This window comes from Thermodesulfobacteriota bacterium, assembly GCA_035559815.1.
Lineage (GTDB): Bacteria > Desulfobacterota_D > UBA1144 > Nemesobacterales > CSP1-2 > DATMAT01.
Map to the genome: position 1 here is coordinate 72,076 of DATMAT010000076.1, position 18,506 is coordinate 90,581.

Consider the following 18,506-nt stretch of genomic DNA (forward strand, 5'->3'; position numbering starts at 1 on the left):
GTACAGTTAGCTCTAAACATTTAATTAGTTGAGGAGGAACTATGCTCGAAATCAGAAACCTACATGTGAAGGTAGAAGGCAAAGAGATTCTTAAGGGTGTTAACTTAAAGCTGAACGCGGGTGAAGTCCATTCAATAATGGGACCAAACGGCTCCGGAAAAAGCACGCTGGCACAGGTTTTGGCCGGACGAGAAAGCTATGAGGTTACTGAGGGGGAGGTATTATATCACGGAAAAAACCTGCTGGAGATGGCCCCAGAAGAACGCGCTCGTGAGGGGGTATTCATGGCCTTTCAATACCCGGTAGAAATATCGGGTATTGCCAATACCTATTTTCTGAGAGAGGCCATAAACGCCATACGCAAACACCACGGCCTCGAACCTTTTAAACATGTTGAATTCGTCAAGATGGTCAGGGACAAGATAAAACTCCTGGATATGGATGAGAGCCTGCTCCAAAGGTCAGTCAACGAAGGGTTCTCCGGAGGGGAGAAAAAGCGAAATGAGATTTTTCAAATGGCTGTGCTCGAGCCCAAGCTATGCATATTGGACGAGACCGATTCCGGACTGGATATCGACGCTCTCAAGGTCGTGGCTAGGGGCGTTAACTCCATGCGCAACGAAGAACGCGGTTTTCTGGTAATCACCCACTACCAAAGGTTGCTGAATTACATAGTACCCGACTACGTTCATGTATTAGTCGACGGCCGGATAGTCAAGTCGGGTAGCAAGGACCTGGCGCTTGAACTGGAAGAAAAGGGTTATACCACTTGGGTTCAAAGTCAACCAGAGAGTGCCGCAGCAACCAATATTCGATAAGGGAGCTGACCATGGAGATAATCAAAATGAAAGACATCGAAGGCTATTTTGAAGGATTCGTCGAGTTCGAAAAGAACGCACCCGGAAATGATATAACATGGTTAAAAGAGCTCCGCCAGGAAGCAATTACCCGCTTCGCCGAGCTTGGATTTCCTACTACCGGTGATGAGGACTGGCGCTTCACTAATACGGCCCCTATTGCTCGAACCTCATTTCAACTATCGGACAACGGCCACGTGCGAATATCACAAAATGAGCTGAAGTCATTAACATTCCTGGGTTTGGAATATACACGGCTAGTCTTCGTAAACGGTAGATATTCGGAGGAGAACTCTAACCTGATTCACCTTCCGGACAACGTAAAGATTTTAAGCCTTACTCGAGCAATAGAATACGAGAATGGCTTGCTCGAAGAGCATCTGTCCCGCTACGCCGACTATAAAAAGGACGCATTTTTAGCCCTTAATACCGCTTTTCTGGAAGACGGGGCACTTGTTTATATTCCGTCCGGCACCGTTCTAAAGGAACCCATCCAGATTTTATACATCTCCACCGAGGTCGACGCTCCAACGCTGTATCATCCACGTAACTTAATCGTTATGGGTGACAACTGTGAAGCCGTTATCGTAGAGCACTACGCCGCACTTAGTGACAGCCTGTACTTCTCGAATGCGGCCACCGAGGCGGTAGTGGGCAGAAATAGCGTGCTTCGGCATTACCTGATCGAGTGTGAGAGCAAAAGGGCGTTTAACATATCTACCCTCAGAATCCAGCAGGGTAGAAGCAGCAGCGTTACCTCCAACTCCATACTGCTGGGAGGTGCGCTGGTGAGGAATAATGTCCATCCGGTGCTGGCTGGTGAGGGTTCCGAGTGCTTCATAAACGGGCTTTTCATGTCCACCGGACGGCAGCATATGGATAATTACATGCGGGTCGAGCATGCAAGCCCCCACTGTGATAGCCGACAACTGTATAAAGGTATTCTTGACGGAAGGTCTAGAGGTGTTTTCCACGGCCGGATAATAGTGCATAAGGATGCGCAAAAAACCGATGCTAAACAAACCAACAGGAATCTTCTCCTCTCCGACCAGGCTCAGATCGATACGAAACCCCAGCTCGAAATATACGCCGACGATGTAAAATGCACCCACGGGGCGACGATTGGGCAGTTAGATGAAAACGCTATCTTTTACCTGCGTTCCCGCGGTATCTCGCTGGAGTCGGCAAGAGCCCTATTGCTTTTTGCCTTTACCAGCGAGATTCTGGAGCGAGTCAAGGTCGAACCAATCCGTAATTACCTAGAAGGACTGGTCAAGAATTGGTTCATTCAGGGAAAGGTGATCGAAAAAACAGAGATTGAGATTGAGTAGGAACACGCCATGCCCTGTTCCTACTGTAAGTCTGCTGAAAGAGGCTAAAGATGAGCTTGGATCAGATGGAATACATCCTGGATCACTACAAGAACCCCAGGAACCATGGAATTATTCCGGAACCGGATATATCTCATGAGGAGGGGAATCCAGAGTGTGGAGATGTCGTCAGGATCGACCTAAAGATTACTGACAATAAGGTAACAGAGGCAAAGTTTTCCGGAAAAGGATGCACAATAAGTCAAGCTGCAGCATCAATGTTGACCGAGATGATAATGGAAAGGAACCTGGATGACATCAAGACAATGACCAAGGATGATATCTTGAGCGCATTGGGGATAAGGGTCAGTCCGATAAGATTTAAATGTGCGACCCTAGCGTTAAAGGTCCTAAAATCAGGACTATTTGGTATAACCCACTGGCCGGGTGAAGAAGAGTGAAGGGTTATTAGTCGAGTGGCGAAAAAGCCTTTCAATATATAAAGATAAAGGTATTGATGAATGTCTCAATTCATAAAAGTAGCAAAAAAATCCGACATACCGGATGGAGAGGTTAGGTCATTCGTGGTTGACAGCCTGGTAATAGCCATCTGTCGTGTAAATGGAGAGTTTTTTGCAATCAAGGACGAGTGTACCCACATGGAATATCCTCTCTCTGACGGGTTACTGGACGGTGAGGTTATAACCTGTGCTTATCACGCCGCTTCGTTTGATGTGCGGACGGGAGATGTTCTTTCTCTTCCCGCTGTCGAACCAGTGGAAACCTTCGAGGTCAAGGTGGAAGGCGAAGATATTTATGTTTTGATAGAAAATTAATTAAGCAGTCGGCTTAACCTGCTTGGAAAATAACCATGGGAAGAATTTATACCAGCATTGATCCTTATGAAATTAAGAAGGACTTTCCTATCTTTGAACGCCGGGTCCATGGAAAGCCCCTCGTTTATCTGGACAATGCTGCCACCACCCAAAAACCCAGGAGAGTAATCGAGACGGAGAAGAAATTTTATGAGGAGACCAATGCCAATATTCATCGGGCAGTTCACACCCTGAGCTATGAGTCAACCAAGTTGTATGAAGAAGCACACAAAAAGGTTGCCCGGTTTATCGGGGCCAAGAGCTGGCGTGAGGTCGTATTCACTAGGAACGCCACCGAGTCTATAAACCTAATTGCATACGGCTGGGGACTACACAACCTCAAAGAGGGGGATGAGGTTTTAATCACCATGATGGAACATCATTCAAACATCGTCCCCTGGCAAATGCTAAGAGAACAAAGAGGAATCACCCTTAAATTCCTGGACGTAGACGATGGGGGAAGGCTTAAACTTGACGACCTGCCTAAACTATTGACCGAGAGGACTAAACTCTTTGGAATCATCCATGCATCAAACGTTCTGGGGGTCGTGAATCCGGTTAAGGAAGTGATTGCAGAAGCAAAAAAGCTTGGCGCATTGGTCTTAGTGGACGCCGCCCAGTCGGCACCACATATACCTATCGACGTTTCTGCCCTCGACTGTGATTTTCTGGTGGCCTCGGGCCACAAAATGCTGGGGCCGTCCGGAATAGGGTTTCTTTACGGCCGGCGGGAAGTGCTTGATAACATGTCCCCATTCATATTTGGCGGAGATATGATAGAGACGGTGACACTAGAGAAATCTACCTGGAATGAACTGCCATGGAAATATGAGGCCGGAACGCCTAATATAGCCGGCGGGATCGGACTGGGTGCAGCCCTGGATTACCTCGACAACATCGGCATGGCCAGTGTAATCTCCCACGAACAAGAGCTCTTGAACTACACACTGGAGAGTTTATCCGACTTGTCCGGTATAGAACTCTATGGGTCGAGCGAAGAAAGGGTAGGAGTCATTACTTTCAATATAAAGGGGATTCACCCACATGATGTTGCCGGAATCCTAGATGAGGAGGGGATTGCCGTACGTTCCGGTCACCACTGTGCCCAGCCGCTCATGAGAAGACTGGGAATAGAAAATGCTGTCCGGGTCAGTTTGTACATTTATAACACAAAGGAAGACATCGACAGATTAATTTCCACCCTACATAAAATAATCAGGGTTTTTAAAATATCGGGCTGGCCATCCGTTCATTCCTAATTTTTTCTATATCCCGACAAGCTATGGAGAGGGTCGGGCTCGTATGCCCACTTGAGCAATTTCGTATCGCCTGGGATTAGCCTCACCGTTTCTTGACCTTTATAATTTTTCGTGTTACTTTACACGCCTAAGATGAAAAGGACTTACCAGCCCCATGCCAAGAGAAGACTGAGGGTACACGGATTCCGCGAAAGGATGAGCACTAAAGGCGGGAGACGCACTCTGAAGAGACGGTTAGCCAAGGGGAGGCACCGTCTAACGGTTGAACGTTGGAAGAAATGACGTTTCCTTTGAGTTCCGATTTACCTAGCGAGTTAAAAATCCGAAAAAGCTCTGAGTTTAAAGAGGTTTTTGAGAGTGGGGTCAGACTCTATACAGAGCATTTTACGGTCATATACGCCCCTAATTCTTTGGGAACGCCACGGTTGGGATTAGTGGTAGGCAAAAGAGTCTCGCTTAATGCGGTGGAAAGAAACCGCATTAAGCGCATTTTAAGAGAGGTTTTCAGGCGCAATAAATCTTCATTTGACTCATTTGACGTGTTGTTTATGGCGAGGAAGCCCACCGAGAAGCTCGACTATGCCCGGGCGGAGAGAGAGATCGTAGGCGCATTCAGGTCGGAGTTATGAGAACGAGGAATCCCTTGGTTTTTTGGGTAGCTTTATTACTAGAGCTTTATAAGCTTTTTATTTCTCCTATTTTACCTCCTTCTTGCCGATTTTATCCTAGCTGTTCGGAGTACTCACTCCAGGCGTTCCGCAGATACGGTTTTTCAAGAGGGCTATGGCTTTCTCTAAAAAGAATCTCCAGATGTCATCCCCAGAGCGCCGGAGGGTATGACCCGGTCAACTAATAAAAGGTTTCCCAAATTATGGATCGCACCAGGCTTAACTACATACTTTTCTTTGTTTTATCGTTCCTGATAATATTTGTCTATACCTCGTTTTTTGCCCCAAAAACCCCGCAAAAACAAACCGAGCAAAAAACGGTGCAGGGTGAACGCACAGAGAGTGTGGAACCTCCGATAATAGAAGAAGAGATACAAAGCTCCGGTCAGGAACTCGAACTCCAGCTAACCCCGCCACAAGGGAGGCTAATTACGATTAAAACCCCCTTATATACAGGACAAATCGATACGGCCGGAGGGAGGCTGGTCGAGTGGAAGCTGGAAAAATATAGAGAAGGAACCGACCCCAGTTCTCCTCCTATTAACCTCCTCCAAGATTCCCCGCCCGATTTCAACACTAATTTGAGGCTCGAGGGCCTGAAGATCCCAAACCCCATTCCCTTTAAATTTGACGGCGCCGATGAGATAATCGTCGATAAAGAGGAGCGGGAGATAGCACTTTACTGGGAATCACCCGACGGAATAACAATAAGAAGAATATTGGAAATAAGCCCCTCTAGCTATCTCATAAAGCAGAGAGTAGAAGTGACAAATCAAACCGAGTCTCCATTAACCGAAACTCTTTTAATCGAATCTTACGGCGATATAAAGCAAGACGGAGACAATTACAAAAATTCCTATTATATAGCCATGGTTTCCGGCTCGGTAGAGCGGGTAGAGAAGCTACCCCAAGAAACAACCTTGTTCAAGGGGACGGTAAACTGGTTTGGTTTTGCAGACAAGTATTTCTTATCCGTATTCCTGCCGGGCATAGGGAGTGAAACCCAACTGAGCCTCACCAATACTGAAAAAGATGGGTTCGCCAAGACGGTGTTCAGTTATCCACCAGATAAAATTCCGCCTGGGAGCACATCTGTGCACAAATCTAATCTATACCTCGGACCCATGGATTATGAGGTTTTACGCTCTGTAGGATTTGGACTGGAGAAATCAATCAAATATGGATGGGTCGGATTTCTGGCAAGGCCGATGCTCTGGTTTCTCAAAGAACTAGACAAGGTGTTCAAAAACTACGGGGTCTCTATCATCGTTATTACCATTATCATCAGGTTAATTTTTCTCCCCTTGACCATAAAGAGCATGGCTTCTATGAAGGAAATGCAGTTAAGGATGCAGGAGTTAAAGCCCAAGATCGATGCCCTAAAGGAAAAATACAAGGATGATAAGACCAAGCAGAATGCCGAGCTCATGAAACTGTATACCAGCCATGGGATAAATCCCTTGAGTAGCCTAGGCGGCTGCTTACCTCTTTTGGTACAGATTCCTGTTTTCATCGCACTCTACGACGTTTTGTTATACTCTATAGAGCTCAGGCATAGCTCATTTTTATGGATAAACGACCTTTCAGAGCCGGAAAAGCTTTTTGACATACCGGGCATAGGAATCCCCTTCCGGATTCTTCCCCTGGCCATGGGGGCATCCTGGTATGTATCGCAGAAGATGACACCTACTACCGCAGCTCCAGGGGCAGACAATATGCTGCAGATGAAGATGATGGAGTTTATGCCCTTAATCTTCACGGTCATGTTTTGGGGGCTTCCTTCGGGGTTGATACTGTATTGGACTGTAAGTAACATTCTTTCAATACTACAACAACTGTACGTAAACCGTCGATTTGTTCAAGCGGCTAAAGGAGGGATCAAAGATGCCGATAGTGATAGAAAGGGAAGGAAAAACAGTGTCTGAGGCAATAATAAACGTTTGCGAGGAATTAGGCCTGGCTAGAGACGAATTAATTGTCGAGGTCCTGGAAGAGGGCTCGAGGGGGGTTCTGGGAATAGGGGGTAAAAATGCCAAAGTGCGGGTCACGGTAAAGAGGGAAGGTGTGAGTGAAAAGGGGTTAAAAGCTAAAAAAGCCCTCGAAGCAATCCTGGGATTTTTTGTCCCTACCTATTCAACCAGCCTCCGGGAAACGGCAGATAAGATCAAATTAGACGTAAAAACTAGCGAAAATAGAGGCCTCCTCATAGGAAGGAGGGGAGAGATGCTCCGGGCAATGGAGTTCGTAATCGGTAAAATCGCTGGACGCTCCAGTGGAGAAGGAAAAGAAAAAAGGATTTCGATAGATATAGAAGGATACAAGAAAAGAAGAGAATCAAACATATCAAAGATGGTCAGGGACGCCGCCAAAAAAGTTCGCCGGTCAGGAAGGCCGCTCACCCTCGAACCAATGTCTGCTTTTGAGAGAAGGATAGCCTATATGACGCTTAAACACGAAGAGGGCATTAAGTTCGAGACAAAAATTGCCGGCGAAGAAAAAAGAATAATTATAGCACCGCAAAGGCGTAACGGAGAAAGAAATAGACAATCGCTTGAGAGGAAAGCGGACTGAGATAATATTTAATTCAGCGTATGCCAAATCTTGGAATTTGTATCGTAAAAATGTCTTTCTTGAGAATAAACTCCAAGGAGATTAATCCCCATGAGTAAAGAGAAGCCCTCAAAAACCGAGGATGAGTATTTTGCCCGGGAAGATGCTGAAAAGTTGAAACGTCTCAAAGAGAAACTGAAAGCGGAAGTAATAGAGGAGCAAAAGCAGAACATAAAGGGTATCTGCTTCATGAAATGCCCCAAATGCGGTGGAGACTTGAATGAAGTTCTCTTCCGGGGAATAAAGATTGACCGATGCAAAGCCTGTAACGGTGTATGGCTGGATAACGGCGAGTTGGAGAAACTGGCCGGTGCTGAGGAAAAAAGCGTGGTGAGAGAAATAGTGGACCTATTCAGGCCGCGCTAAGATTTTCCCAGACGGATGCTTTTAAAAAAATCTCTTAATAGAAAAGCGCAATCATCTTTTAATACCCCCTCTTTAACCTCCACGGTGTGGTTTAACTTTCTATCCACACCGATATTGTAGAGAGACATAACCGCCCCGGACTTCGAATCTAATACCCCAAACACAACCCTTTTAATCCTGGCCAGTACCATCGCTCCCATACACATCGCACAAGGCTCAAGCGTAACGTAGAGGGTTGCACCAGTTAAACGCCAATTTTCGAGCTTCCTCGCCGCTTCCCTGATTGCCAGGATTTCGGCATGTGCCGTCGGGTCACTGGTTGTTTCACAAAGGTTATGGGCTTTAGAAATAATTTCACCATCTTCGCCTACAATTACTGCACCAACCGGTACCTCCCCCATATCCCTGGCCTTTATCGCCTCCTCGATAGCCAGACGCATGTATTTTCCGTCGTCGGAATTGGTTGTCATGTCAGCGTACTTAAATTTTACGCTAGTCGAATCCAAGAAGGCAAGTTAGGATACCCCCTTTTATTTTGGCCAACGCTCATATGCCCTCGCCAGAAAAATACTGTCATTATCGATTGATTAAATCTTAAAGGTTATATCTTCAATTTAGAGTCTTTGAATAATTTTTCAGCATGCACCTTGTTTAGATTTATTACTATAATATGTATCTCCAACGGGGGTGAGTTTAATAGGAATCTCCATACATGCATAATTTGATTTTTCCCGCTTATTATTTTAAATTTTTAATGAACCCCAATCACCAACCTGAAGGAGGTACAATGGCCAAGAAAAACAACAACTCGTTTCTCAACAAGGGCTATGAGGCAGCCCTTAAATATCCCCTATTTGACTCCATACTTAATCGTCGCTCCCGGCGCTTCGGGTTGGGCATGGAGTTAAAGGACAGCTCACTCGAATTCAGGTCATCTGCACCCCCTATCCCTCTTGACGAGATGGAAGAGGCTTTATTAGTGTGGGCCGGAACCGGACTCACCGGGCTTTGCCTGGCCGACCTGCCACCGGAAACGGGGATCGACCTTCTCTGTCAATGGACCGGCCGCACCTGGCCTTCCGCCTGCAACAACCACGGAACGGAGCTATTCTTTACCAACGACAACGGACTTTATTTCGTCAACGTAAAACACATGCTTCCCCAAAAACACGAACTGGATATGTTCTTCAAGATGAGCCGTGAAGAAAAGATGGAAAGAATTCTAGAACTATATAGGGAAAGCTTGGTAAAGCTCGAAGACGGCAGGGCGCAGCTACCCGACCGCATGCCTGGTCTTTTCGAGTTCAATCAATGGAATACGAATAAACCCGGAACAACTACCTTCATCCCGGTAACCGACGTAACAGAGGAATATCTTAATCTGCTTCACTTATACTGCAGCCACTCTTACGGATTCCAGATCATCGATGACCTTACCGGAAAACCGGCCGGAATGGAGCAATGGATTAAAAAGGGAAGAATAAAAGAAAACGTAAAGCTTTCCTTGTTTGACCTCGAAGTGAGGATTCTAACCGGATTAAACGTAGAGCAGGCCTTCATTTGCCAGAACATGAGTCTTGCCCTCCAGGCGTTAGGCCTTGCCGGATGGACGTTCAGCGGTTTTATTCCCCGTTTTGCCATGGGTGCGGCTCCACAACTCTTCCGAGGGCTGGGATTCAGGTTTATCCAGCCCAAAAAGGGGGCGATTGACCCTCCTACTACTGTACCAGTGGGGAGAGACGGCGTATTTGAAGGATACTGTCCTCCATATTACAAAGACATGAATGAGGCGATCGACGCCTTCCATGAACATAAGGAAAGCGCCTGGAAGCCGGAAAAGCCCTTTCCCTACCAAGAACCGGACAAACACATCATGAAAGCCCCCAAGCCTACTCAGACTACAATACAGATCGTCAAGGATGTTGCCAATTACATATACGATACGTACGGCCGGTTTCCCGCTTTTGTCGACCCAATGTATATGCGCCTGGTATTTCAGGCAATGCACATTGACGTCGAGTTCTACGATAAGTATTACCCAAAAGGCTCATATTCAGATATGCATCTTAACCACTTCCGCATGTTCCACCCGGAGATGGAAGACCCGTTTGCACACAAGGTAGAGAAAAAAAGAATCCGAGCCAGTCAGAATAAGAAACGGGCAAGAGCCTAATTACACAGAAACCACTGTAGGGAACGCATATATGCGTTCCCTACAGCAAATAGCATATCTCAATATTGTTGGATTCTCTATTCCTCCGCCATATAACAATTTCATTCATGCAAAATAATCAATGAAAACTCCCCAAGAATACGTCGAAAGTTTGAGAAGGCTCCACCCCATAGTTTATATAAAAGGTAAGCTTGTGCAGAGCGTTCCCGACGAGCCACTTCTCTGGCCGGGTATTAATGCCGTATCCCTAACCTACGATTATGCACTAAAGCCCGAGTACCAGGAAATCATGCCGTCCACTTTACACCTAACCGGCAAACAAGTAAGTCGTCTCCTCCACATAAACACCGGCACGGAGGACCTCCTCAAAAAGCTGGAGATGACCAGGCTTCTCTGTCGCACCGCTGGCTGTGCCCAGAGATACCTGACCCACGATGCCCTGAACGCCCTCTTCGAGACCACACATAAAATAGACCATGAGCTTAGCACTGAGTATCATCCGAGATTCCTCGAATAGCTGCAATACGTGCAAAGCGAGGACCTTACCACCTGCGTGGCCATGACCGACGCCAAGGGTAATAGAACTAAAAGGCCGCATGAGCAAGAAGACCCGGATCTTTATCTTAGGGTCGTGGAGAGAAAAAGCGAAGGGGTAGTAGTGAGGGGTGTAAAGGCCATCGTAACCGGCGCGCCCTACACACACGAGATAATTGTCCTCCCTACAAGAGCGATGACTGAAAACGACCGAGACTATGCCGTATCGTTTGCAGTGCCCGTCGATGCCGAGGGAATAGAGATGGTTTCAAGGCAGGGGGGAAGGCCGAACGAGAAAGAGGCTGAACTTAGCTCAGGCTACGGACAGGCAACCGCTATGATTCTTTTCGACGATGTCTTTGTCCCCTGGGAGAGGGTGTTTCTTGCGGGAGAATGGCAATACGCCGGCTCGCTCACAGAAGCATTTGCAACCCATCACCGGCTAAGCTGCATCGGATGCCGGGCCGGGCTTGGAGACATGCTAATCGGCGCCTCCACCCTTATGGCCGAGGCAAACGGGTTAGACCCGATGAAAGTAGGCCACATACGAGAAAAGATATCGGAACTCATAAAATTCACCGAGTCCTTCTACGCCTGCGGTGTGGCCTCCTCGGTCTTTGGGAATGAAACCCCAGCCGGAAATCTCTCTCCTGAACCGGTATATGCAAATATCGGAAAGCTCCTCCAGGGACTTAACATCTACGACATGTATAAAATTTCTCATGAAGTATCGGGCTGGATACTAGTAATATCGCCATACCCCGAGGACATGGAGGTTCCAAGTGTAAAGGATAGACTCTCTAGATATTTGCGGGCAAGGGAAGATGTTCCCGCAGATCATAGGGTCAAGATTGCAAGACTCCTCGAAGACATTACCGCATCTTACCAAGGAGGATGGTACTCCGTTATAAGCATTCACAGCGGCGGCTCACCCGAAGCGAAAATGGAGATAATACAGGAATATAACCTAGTCGAAAGCTTTACCGGGAGGAATTTCCCTATCCCACCATACAGACCAGCCCTCTCGCTCCAGGGCTTCGACCAGGACCTTCACCCTTGTTTTATCCGAACTCTTATAACTAATGAAGATTTCGTCCATTTAATTCCTCCCCCGTAACCTCTTTAACTTGTATCAGGTTTATAGGGGGAAACAATAGTCGGACTCGGTCTTGATATGGATAGGAAAACTATGAGGGGATTCCTTCACCATCTCTACCTTCCTTCCTCGCGTCTATACCTCGATTATATCAACTTTTAAGAAGCTAGGTCAATAGACATAGGTAAAGGCTCTTGTACCCAAGAGTCTAGTGTAAGGGACCCGGACTCTGAGTTCAAGAATACGAGAATGGCTTAATTTAAAAACCACAAGGGGAAAATCTTTTTAATCCCCAAAAACCAGGCCCTTCAGGACCATGTTCACTATGGCCAACACTATTGCTCCGAAGAATGCCGGCCAGAAGCCATTGACTACGAAGCCAGACACCAGCTTTGACGCCAATTGTAACATCAGGGCATTAATTACCAAAAGAAAGAGTCCGAATGTTAGGATGGAAATGGGAAGTGTCAGGATTTTGAGCACGAGACCCAAGGTGGCATTGATTAATCCTATGACCACCGCGGCTATTAAAGCGGAGCCAAAACCCTGCACCACAAAACCGGGAATAATGTGAGAAACAACCACCAGACTAAGAGCACTAAGAAACCAGCTAACTATCAAGTGAAGCATTCTGCCACCCTCCTTTAAGGGAATTGATAACTCATGAAAATTTCATCACTAGCCTAAATTTCTAAGCCTCGGCATTACTTCTTCAGCCAGCAATTTCATCGAGCGAATCCATTTATCTTTTGGTTTCCATTCATGACCCATTACCAGCAGCACCCCGAAGGCGCCGACATAATCATACAATTCCCTTATGCGCCCTGCCACATGGTCGGGACTCCCGACAATCCACAGGTTGTCCATCATATAATCCGGAGTTACATCTGAATCGGACATGGTTTTATCAACCTTGAATATGTCTAGATTGCCTCTTATTTTCGGCACCATCTTGAAAAAATAATCGGTAAAGTCCCTGGCCAGCGTTCCTTCTTTGACATCTCGGCGGGCTTCTTCCGTCGTCTCCGCAACATATAAATCCCTGGCTATTCTCCACTTCGAACGGTCGGCGGTTTTCCCAGCTTTGTTCGCTCCTTCTTCAACCGAAGCCCAATGAGTTTTTAAAACGTCTTTTGTCGCAAAATTAATACTCATCGGAATCCATTCCCTTTCACCCGCTATTCTTAAGGTTCCGGAACCTTCCGTAATTCCGGCAACCGCTATGGGAGGATGGGGTTTTTGATAAGGCTTAATATGCACTCCAAGCGCTACATCATCTTGAGGCTTGGGTACGCAGAATTTCCATCTGCTGTTTTCGTATAAACCAGGTTTAGGGTTATTCCACAAATTGAGAATAAAATCGAGCGACTCGTTGGTTAAATTTCTTTGCTCTCCGGTCTTGGGATTGATTCTAAACGCCTCGAAGTCCCCGATAAAGCTCCCTGCACCTACCCCCCAATAAAAACGTCCTTTCGCCAGGTGGTCGAGCAAGGCTATCCTATGAGCCAGCACGAACGGGTCGTGGTTAGGCAGGCAGGAAACCCCGGTTCCCAGTATGATGTTTTTAGTCAAGGGAATCGCTTTGGCGATGAGCAGGTCCGGGGCAGGGATGTTTTCCCAGCCGGCGGTGAAGTGCTCTCCAATCCATGCCTCCCGGTAACCAAGCTGGTCTAGCACGGTAATTTGCTCCAGGTCATCGTCGAGCCCCTGGGTATAGTCAGTCCCCGGTGGATGCAGGGGCATGGTGAAATAGCCGATTTCCATTCAAATCTCCATTCAATCGAGCTATCAGCCTGTAATGGTTGGATAATACCACAACGCTTCGATGAGATGCAACTGGGTATACATAACCAAACCACCACCTGTAAATTCCTTATGTAAAGTAAATGCCTTAACCGGGGAGCTGTACTTCTTTCTCTATCAGAAATTTGATGGGTAACACAAGATGACAATCCGAAGGATTAAATTGCGGGAGCCGTAGGTAAGTTTGTAATCAATAGAGAAGGATCAATCACAATGCAATCGGTAATCTTTAAAAATTGTGAAAACCAGGACGTGAGCTTGCAGACACTGTAGTGATAATCTGCAACTAAAAGTGAGAAATCTTTTGCCTTTATCTACCCTAAATCCTTTGATAACTAAGAGCCTACCCTTGCAAAGCGTCAGAACAAGTTCCTGAAAGGTCATGCTGAGCGAAGCGAAGCATCTATCTTTTTTAGATTCTTCACTTAGTTCAGAATGACCAGTCTAGAAGTTTTTACAAGTGTAACTTAAGCTGACAATGTCTGATTGAATAAGTTTTGGATGCCTTGCTTAGCATCTTTGCTTCTCTTCCTCAATTCATCTAAAAGAATCAACATCTCTAGCTACTCTAACTCTTTCTTAGAGAGCTTCCGCAGTCCTTCAGCCAGGTCATCCAAAGTGAGTTCAACTGTTATTCCTTTTAGTTCTAATTTGACTTCCTCCATCGCTGTTCTTCCCATAAGCCAATTGTAACATATCACCTAGCGTTATACTCTGACACTTATGGGTGAAAAATAGCATCAGGCTTAATACTTTACTCTAAAATTGTAGATAGCTTTAGTTATCCCAACGCAGCGACCTTGATATCTTGGAGAATCTCATTTGCCGCACGAATTCCTGAGAGTGCTGCCCCCTCCATGAAGCCCTGCCATTCGTAGAACGAACTTGTGTGCTCGCCGGCAAAGTAGAGATTACCTACCGGCTTAGCCTCGTTATCGGCTATTGTGGTGAAGTATCCGGGATGGTTGCATGTGTAGCTTCCTTTAACGAAAGGATTGGAAGGCCAGTGTTCAAGATGCGCCAGGAACTTGCCATTTGGATCCCTGGTAGCCGCCGCTAAAGCACCGGGATAGACCAAGTCTAGGTCGTTCAGGAAGAGCCCTGTTTCCATTTGCACTTTCTTGGGATTGAGGTTTGCCCCCCGTTCTCCTCCGGAGTAGTCGGTCAATATAGCCCGTGTTGCCGTAGCATTTATCGGATTGGTCTCCCATGTGGTTTGACAATTGAGTAAATCCGAGTAAGACGTGCCCCTACTTCCCAGATCAATCCACGGACGTCCATCGAAACCAACCATCATCTTGGCGTTTGTTCCGTATTGAAGCTCGTTAATGGCCAGGAGTTTCCAATCCGGAAGCTCAAGGCTTTCGTCTAATTCAACTTCACGGAGGGTGGAGAACGGAATTGCAAATATAACGGCGTCATGGATTACACTAACCGTCTTAGAACCATTCTTGAAGGTAAGCTCGACCCGGCCCATGGCGTTCTTTCTTGCTCTAACCAGGAACATCCCCAGCTCTATTTGTCCCTCCAGTCTGTTGCGAAGCCCCTCGACTATCAGGTCGTTACCGCCGATGACATGATAGCGCTCGTCGCTGAAAACGCCAAATGGCCTGAACTTAGACCTTTTGTCGGCATGTATGAAAAGAAGGAAGTTGAGGCAGCTTTGCTCCTCTATCTCCAGTCCGTATTCCGCAATGTAGGCTTGTTCAATGGCTTCAAAGATTACCGGCCCGGCACCTCTCGTCTCCAGATATTCTCGGAGATTGGTAAAATCGAGTATCTCGTCGTCTTCAGTGAAGTTATCAGCGGTAGGAGGAGTGAGCTTGCGCAGGTCGACACGCATGGCATCCACAAAATCGCGATACTCATCCACAACAACAGACTCTGGAAAATGCTGTCCATTGAAGAAATAAAAGACCTCTCCGGGAGGATTTTTCTCGACATCCTCAAGCGGGAGCTTGAATTCCTTGGCATACCCGAGCATGGTCTTATGTAGATTGTCTATAAACTCCCCTCCCCGCTCGGCAACTTGGCCGGGAAAGAAACTACGCAGAGAAAAACATCTGCCACCGACCCGGTCATTCGCATCGTATAAAGTCGCAGTAATGCCCTTCTTCTTGAGTTGGTATCCGCAAGCAAGACCGGCCAGGCCAGTACCAACGATACCTATACTCACGTCCGGTGCAGGAGGCTTTGCCGCCCAAGTCGGGAGCGACACGGAAACTGAACCAATCGCTCCAACCATTGCCAGCTTACCCATGTATGCCAGGAATTCACGTCTGCTGGCACTTCGCTTTGCCTTACGGTATTCAAGTTCGGCGATCCGCTCCAATCCCTCTCTTGTGGAGATTTTGTTATCCTCGCAAAAATGGGCGATACGAATTGCACGCGAAAGGTTTCTGAAAAATAGCGAACGGCTCATGAAACACCTCCCCAATGTCTAGAAACGTTAAGTAAGGTACACGGTCAGATATTATCAAATATTATCGCTAATCACAATAAACGTACAATGCGAATCGTAATAGGGGTACTGAATCCTTTGACTTTTGAATCAAGGCTTATTCCTCATTAGAAGGGACTACGCATAAAGCCTACTTGACTTACTTCTAACCAATTGGCAGCAGGCGAACACGAATTCGGTTCTGTTCGAATACAACTATACAACCTTGCTCCAGGTCTTGCTCTATAGCTGTAAGATTGGCTAGCAAAAGCGCTAACTGTTTCTGAGGATGTCGTCCTAAGCCCCGTCGAAAAATAATTACGGAAGGTTTTCTTTCTTCACGCAGTGCCAATATCGTGCCGAAGTCTGTATCCGCAGAAAGAATAATACGATTCTCTGCTATAGCCCTGGCAAAAATTTCCTCATCCTCGGCCCTTTGAATTCCGTAATCTCGCACATGCACGGCATCGTATCCGGCTTTTCTCAAGCCCTCTGCGATAAATGGTGACAAGGCATTATCTACCAGAAATTTCACTTTGATTCTACTAGCGGGAGTTCATGTTCCCTAACGGCTTCGGCAGCGTATCGAAGAGCCTCACGTATATCCTCATGTTCTAGATCGGGGAAGGCTTCAAGAATCTCTTCCTCTGACATGCCCTCGGCAACCATACCCACGATCGTTGCTACCGGTATACGCAAGCCTCGAATACAAGGCACACCACCCATCTGATTTGGATTAACTGTAATTCTTGTAAACTTCATGTTCTTAATTCTATTCTTAGTTGATTGAAAAGTAAAATGATAGAAGATAACTCTAAATTACCATTTTAGCCCCAGCTCTTTTGCAACTTTTTTTGCAGGAATTCCACGCTCACCTTGTTTAACAGCGGTGATTGTACGGCGAAGCCGACCCTTTACCTCTGGTTTAAGTTCTAATCTCTGATCGGGATCACCGAGCAACTCAATCAGCTTGCGTTCGATGACATCCTCTATAAGGGCTTTTAATTGAAGAACTGTAAGTTGGCCTACGGTTTTCATGTTTTACAATCCTTACTAATTTCTAGCATAACCATATGGTACTGTAGTGCCAATGCCACTGAGTCTCCGACAGACAGTTTAACCTTGTAGAATGTGACTTAATGTTTTATCAGCTTTTACTTCTTTGTAACTATTGCTTAGATTGTCTCTATACTCAACGCAGAAATCTACGTGACGAATATTGTTTTTCTCACAAACATTCAGTTCCGGATAATACCTCAATTTCAGATCGTTTTTTATTTCTCCACCCTTTAAAAATACTACTTGAGTATTTTCATTGTCAGTTTTGTGACTTAGAAATTTATCTCTTACAAATCCAAAATCTTGTGAAATGGTTTCTTTAGAACCATCAGGGTATTTTAGAATGAGATTACGTAAGGTAATGCTACCACTCGCACAATTTTTGTTATAAACATCAAGAGATAGATCAAATGTAAATTTCTGGTTTGAGAAATCCACATAAACAGATGCACTTGCTATTTGAATATCACATACGACCTGTTTCTCCATCAATTTAATTTGTTTCCAAATCATTGAAGCATAAAAAGCCGTAACAATAACAAGAACCACCGTAGCTATAGCTTGAATCAAGGATGAATAAATATTCAGAGTTTCCCTAAAAGGCCATAAGAGAAAGCCCACCGGCACTAAGCAAGCGAGGATAAGAAGAAGTGTAAGAACCAACTGTTTAAGCACTAAAACACCTCTCAATACATTAATTCCGTTCAAGCAGTGGTAGGATATTGAGAATGCTCTTACTTATCCTTCAAGATTTATAATAACTTAATTCTCCTATTATCTAAGATTTGACAATAACTTTTCCTGCCCTTCAAATCAATAAAAGCTCTTATCTGGCCTATAATGCAGAATAGGAAAATTTCTAACACTTTATTGAATAATCTTACCTTCTCTATCTTAAGCGTCTTCCTATGGTGGAGATTCATATTAACTATGTTTAATCAGAATTTAAATCCCTGCCAATCTTGTTGGGAACCGGCCATAACTCCACCGCAACACAAACCAACAATCACACCAAGTATCCAACCATACCAAGATCCTACATTCACTTGAAAAATAATCACCTGACTAATCAAATACGCCGTTGCAGTTAAATAAAATGTCAATTCTAATATCTTCCGATGAAGAGGCCATAAAAGAGAAAAAGGTTTATAGATATAAGCACTAAGAATCATTATCAAGGGAAAAGAAATGGCAGGCATCCACCACTTCCAAGAATAAGCAACAACACTTACCACTGTAGCCACTATAACCCTTAAAAAGAAAGTAAGTAGATTTTCTAAAAGGAACCTCATTTAAAAAATTCTTTAATTAGCAAAAAACACTGCTGTCCAAAATAATCAGGTATCAAGAAATCCATCCCCGTAAAACAAGGCTTTTAGACAGATAAAACCTCCTTTTCAAAACCAGGTTACCCCTCTTTTGTCTGTTTACTCTGCATATGCTGTCCAAATCACAT

Annotated in this window: 22 protein-coding genes and 1 pseudogene; 14 read left to right on the top strand and 9 right to left on the bottom strand. The window is 45.6% G+C overall.

Annotated elements, in window-relative coordinates; genetic code table 11:
- The first annotated feature begins 41 nt into the window (after positions 1-41).
- The 11 genes from sufC to VNN20_17285 all read left to right on the top strand — a co-directional run bounded on the left by sufC (position 42) and on the right by VNN20_17285 (position 7,945).
- Complete coding sequence (gene sufC / locus VNN20_17235) at positions 42-818, top strand: Fe-S cluster assembly ATPase SufC (GenBank protein HWP93931.1); 777 nt, start codon at positions 42-44, stop codon at positions 816-818.
- Between the two features lie 26 nt (positions 819-844).
- Positions 845-2,188, top strand: coding sequence for a Fe-S cluster assembly protein SufD (sufD, locus tag VNN20_17240; protein HWP93932.1), 1,344 nt, complete (start codon positions 845-847; stop codon positions 2,186-2,188).
- A 50-nt stretch (positions 2,189-2,238) separates the two neighbouring features.
- Positions 2,239-2,628 (top strand): iron-sulfur cluster assembly scaffold protein, encoded by a 390-nt coding sequence (locus tag VNN20_17245; protein ID HWP93933.1) that lies wholly within the window; start codon positions 2,239-2,241, stop codon positions 2,626-2,628.
- 60 nt (positions 2,629-2,688) lie between these two features.
- Positions 2,689-3,003: a non-heme iron oxygenase ferredoxin subunit gene (locus VNN20_17250; GenBank protein HWP93934.1), complete on the top strand. Its 315-nt coding sequence runs from the start codon at positions 2,689-2,691 to the stop codon at positions 3,001-3,003.
- A 56-nt stretch (positions 3,004-3,059) separates the two neighbouring features.
- Positions 3,060-4,301, top strand: coding sequence for a cysteine desulfurase (locus VNN20_17255; GenBank protein ID HWP93935.1), 1,242 nt, complete (start codon positions 3,060-3,062; stop codon positions 4,299-4,301).
- Between the two features lie 132 nt (positions 4,302-4,433).
- Positions 4,434-4,583, top strand: coding sequence for a 50S ribosomal protein L34 (rpmH, locus tag VNN20_17260; GenBank protein HWP93936.1), 150 nt, complete (start codon positions 4,434-4,436; stop codon positions 4,581-4,583).
- A complete protein-coding gene (gene rnpA, locus VNN20_17265; GenBank protein ID HWP93937.1) occupies positions 4,580-4,930 on the top strand; it encodes a ribonuclease P protein component in 351 nt (116 codons plus the stop codon). Before rpmH ends, rnpA begins: the two co-directional genes overlap by 4 nt.
- Positions 4,927-5,154 carry a membrane protein insertion efficiency factor YidD gene (yidD, locus tag VNN20_17270; GenBank protein ID HWP93938.1) on the top strand — a complete coding sequence of 76 codons (228 nt, stop codon included), beginning with the start codon at positions 4,927-4,929 and terminating at the stop codon, positions 5,152-5,154. The genes rnpA and yidD overlap by 4 nt, the downstream gene beginning before the upstream one ends.
- Positions 5,155-5,172: 18 nt before the next feature.
- Positions 5,173-6,894 (top strand): membrane protein insertase YidC, encoded by a 1,722-nt coding sequence (yidC, locus tag VNN20_17275; protein ID HWP93939.1) that lies wholly within the window; start codon positions 5,173-5,175, stop codon positions 6,892-6,894.
- Positions 6,854-7,540, top strand: a complete 687-nt coding sequence (locus VNN20_17280) for a Jag N-terminal domain-containing protein (protein ID HWP93940.1) — start codon at positions 6,854-6,856, stop codon at positions 7,538-7,540. Before yidC ends, VNN20_17280 begins: the two co-directional genes overlap by 41 nt.
- A gap of 90 nt (positions 7,541-7,630) precedes the next feature.
- Entirely contained in the window at positions 7,631-7,945 is a 315-nt protein-coding gene (locus VNN20_17285) for a zf-TFIIB domain-containing protein (GenBank protein HWP93941.1), read from the top strand.
- Here VNN20_17285 and tadA read toward each other — a convergent pair.
- Positions 7,942-8,415 (bottom strand): tRNA adenosine(34) deaminase TadA, encoded by a 474-nt coding sequence (gene tadA / locus VNN20_17290; GenBank protein HWP93942.1) that lies wholly within the window; start codon positions 8,413-8,415, stop codon positions 7,942-7,944. The two genes, VNN20_17285 and tadA, sit on opposite strands and share 4 nt — an antisense overlap.
- 317 nt (positions 8,416-8,732) lie before the next feature.
- Between tadA and VNN20_17295 the strand changes: the two genes are divergently transcribed.
- From VNN20_17295 to VNN20_17305, 3 genes and pseudogenes are all read left to right on the top strand, one after another.
- Positions 8,733-10,118 carry a hypothetical protein gene (locus VNN20_17295; protein HWP93943.1) on the top strand — a complete coding sequence of 462 codons (1,386 nt, stop codon included), beginning with the start codon at positions 8,733-8,735 and terminating at the stop codon, positions 10,116-10,118.
- Between the two features lie 121 nt (positions 10,119-10,239).
- Positions 10,240-11,025 (top strand): annotated as a pseudogene (locus tag VNN20_17300) (4-hydroxyphenylacetate 3-hydroxylase N-terminal domain-containing protein).
- A 3-nt stretch (positions 11,026-11,028) separates the two neighbouring features.
- Positions 11,029-11,769, top strand: a complete 741-nt coding sequence (locus tag VNN20_17305) for a 4-hydroxyphenylacetate 3-hydroxylase C-terminal domain-containing protein (GenBank protein ID HWP93944.1) — start codon at positions 11,029-11,031, stop codon at positions 11,767-11,769.
- A 264-nt stretch (positions 11,770-12,033) separates the two neighbouring features.
- Here the strand turns inward: VNN20_17305 and VNN20_17310 are convergent, their stop codons facing one another.
- The 8 genes from VNN20_17310 to VNN20_17345 all read right to left on the bottom strand — a co-directional run bounded on the left by VNN20_17310 (position 12,034) and on the right by VNN20_17345 (position 18,294).
- Positions 12,034-12,378 (bottom strand): phage holin family protein, encoded by a 345-nt coding sequence (locus tag VNN20_17310; GenBank protein ID HWP93945.1) that lies wholly within the window; start codon positions 12,376-12,378, stop codon positions 12,034-12,036.
- 48 nt (positions 12,379-12,426) lie between these two features.
- Entirely contained in the window at positions 12,427-13,512 is a 1,086-nt protein-coding gene (locus VNN20_17315; GenBank protein HWP93946.1) for an LLM class flavin-dependent oxidoreductase, read from the bottom strand.
- Positions 13,513-14,332: 820 nt separating this feature from the next.
- Complete coding sequence (locus tag VNN20_17320; protein ID HWP93947.1) at positions 14,333-15,973, bottom strand: NAD(P)/FAD-dependent oxidoreductase; 1,641 nt, start codon at positions 15,971-15,973, stop codon at positions 14,333-14,335.
- 184 nt (positions 15,974-16,157) lie between these two features.
- Entirely contained in the window at positions 16,158-16,526 is a 369-nt protein-coding gene (locus tag VNN20_17325; protein ID HWP93948.1) for a DUF5615 family PIN-like protein, read from the bottom strand.
- Positions 16,523-16,753 (bottom strand): DUF433 domain-containing protein, encoded by a 231-nt coding sequence (locus tag VNN20_17330; GenBank protein ID HWP93949.1) that lies wholly within the window; start codon positions 16,751-16,753, stop codon positions 16,523-16,525. The genes VNN20_17325 and VNN20_17330 overlap by 4 nt, the downstream gene beginning before the upstream one ends.
- Before the next feature lie 57 nt (positions 16,754-16,810).
- Positions 16,811-17,029: a hypothetical protein gene (locus tag VNN20_17335; GenBank protein ID HWP93950.1), complete on the bottom strand. Its 219-nt coding sequence runs from the start codon at positions 17,027-17,029 to the stop codon at positions 16,811-16,813.
- Between the two features lie 78 nt (positions 17,030-17,107).
- A complete protein-coding gene (locus VNN20_17340) occupies positions 17,108-17,725 on the bottom strand; it encodes a hypothetical protein (GenBank protein HWP93951.1) in 618 nt (205 codons plus the stop codon).
- A gap of 263 nt (positions 17,726-17,988) precedes the next feature.
- Entirely contained in the window at positions 17,989-18,294 is a 306-nt protein-coding gene (locus VNN20_17345; GenBank protein ID HWP93952.1) for a hypothetical protein, read from the bottom strand.
- Positions 18,295-18,506: the final 212 nt, after the last annotated feature.

What these genes read in the sequence shown, in the direction of transcription:
- sufC (HWP93931.1), top strand. Translation starts at nt 42, where the DNA reads ATGCTCGAAATCAGAAACCTACATGTGAAGGTAGAAGGCAAAGAGATT.
- sufD (HWP93932.1), top strand. Translation starts at nt 845, where the DNA reads ATGAAAGACATCGAAGGCTATTTTGAAGGATTCGTCGAGTTCGAAAAG.
- VNN20_17245 (HWP93933.1), top strand. Translation starts at nt 2,239, where the DNA reads ATGAGCTTGGATCAGATGGAATACATCCTGGATCACTACAAGAACCCC.
- VNN20_17250 (HWP93934.1), top strand. Translation starts at nt 2,689, where the DNA reads ATGTCTCAATTCATAAAAGTAGCAAAAAAATCCGACATACCGGATGGA.
- rpmH (HWP93936.1), top strand. Translation starts at nt 4,434, where the DNA reads ATGAAAAGGACTTACCAGCCCCATGCCAAGAGAAGACTGAGGGTACAC.
- rnpA (HWP93937.1), top strand. Translation starts at nt 4,580, where the DNA reads ATGACGTTTCCTTTGAGTTCCGATTTACCTAGCGAGTTAAAAATCCGA.
- yidD (HWP93938.1), top strand. Translation starts at nt 4,927, where the DNA reads ATGAGAACGAGGAATCCCTTGGTTTTTTGGGTAGCTTTATTACTAGAG.
- yidC (HWP93939.1), top strand. Translation starts at nt 5,173, where the DNA reads ATGGATCGCACCAGGCTTAACTACATACTTTTCTTTGTTTTATCGTTC.
- VNN20_17280 (HWP93940.1), top strand. Translation starts at nt 6,854, where the DNA reads ATGCCGATAGTGATAGAAAGGGAAGGAAAAACAGTGTCTGAGGCAATA.
- VNN20_17285 (HWP93941.1), top strand. Translation starts at nt 7,631, where the DNA reads ATGAGTAAAGAGAAGCCCTCAAAAACCGAGGATGAGTATTTTGCCCGG.
- tadA (HWP93942.1), bottom strand. Translation starts at nt 8,415, where the DNA reads ATGACAACCAATTCCGACGACGGAAAATACATGCGTCTGGCTATCGAG.
- VNN20_17295 (HWP93943.1), top strand. Translation starts at nt 8,733, where the DNA reads ATGGCCAAGAAAAACAACAACTCGTTTCTCAACAAGGGCTATGAGGCA.
- VNN20_17310 (HWP93945.1), bottom strand. Translation starts at nt 12,378, where the DNA reads ATGCTTCACTTGATAGTTAGCTGGTTTCTTAGTGCTCTTAGTCTGGTG.
- VNN20_17315 (HWP93946.1), bottom strand. Translation starts at nt 13,512, where the DNA reads ATGGAAATCGGCTATTTCACCATGCCCCTGCATCCACCGGGGACTGAC.
- VNN20_17320 (HWP93947.1), bottom strand. Translation starts at nt 15,973, where the DNA reads ATGAGCCGTTCGCTATTTTTCAGAAACCTTTCGCGTGCAATTCGTATC.
- VNN20_17330 (HWP93949.1), bottom strand. Translation starts at nt 16,753, where the DNA reads ATGAAGTTTACAAGAATTACAGTTAATCCAAATCAGATGGGTGGTGTG.
- VNN20_17335 (HWP93950.1), bottom strand. Translation starts at nt 17,029, where the DNA reads ATGAAAACCGTAGGCCAACTTACAGTTCTTCAATTAAAAGCCCTTATA.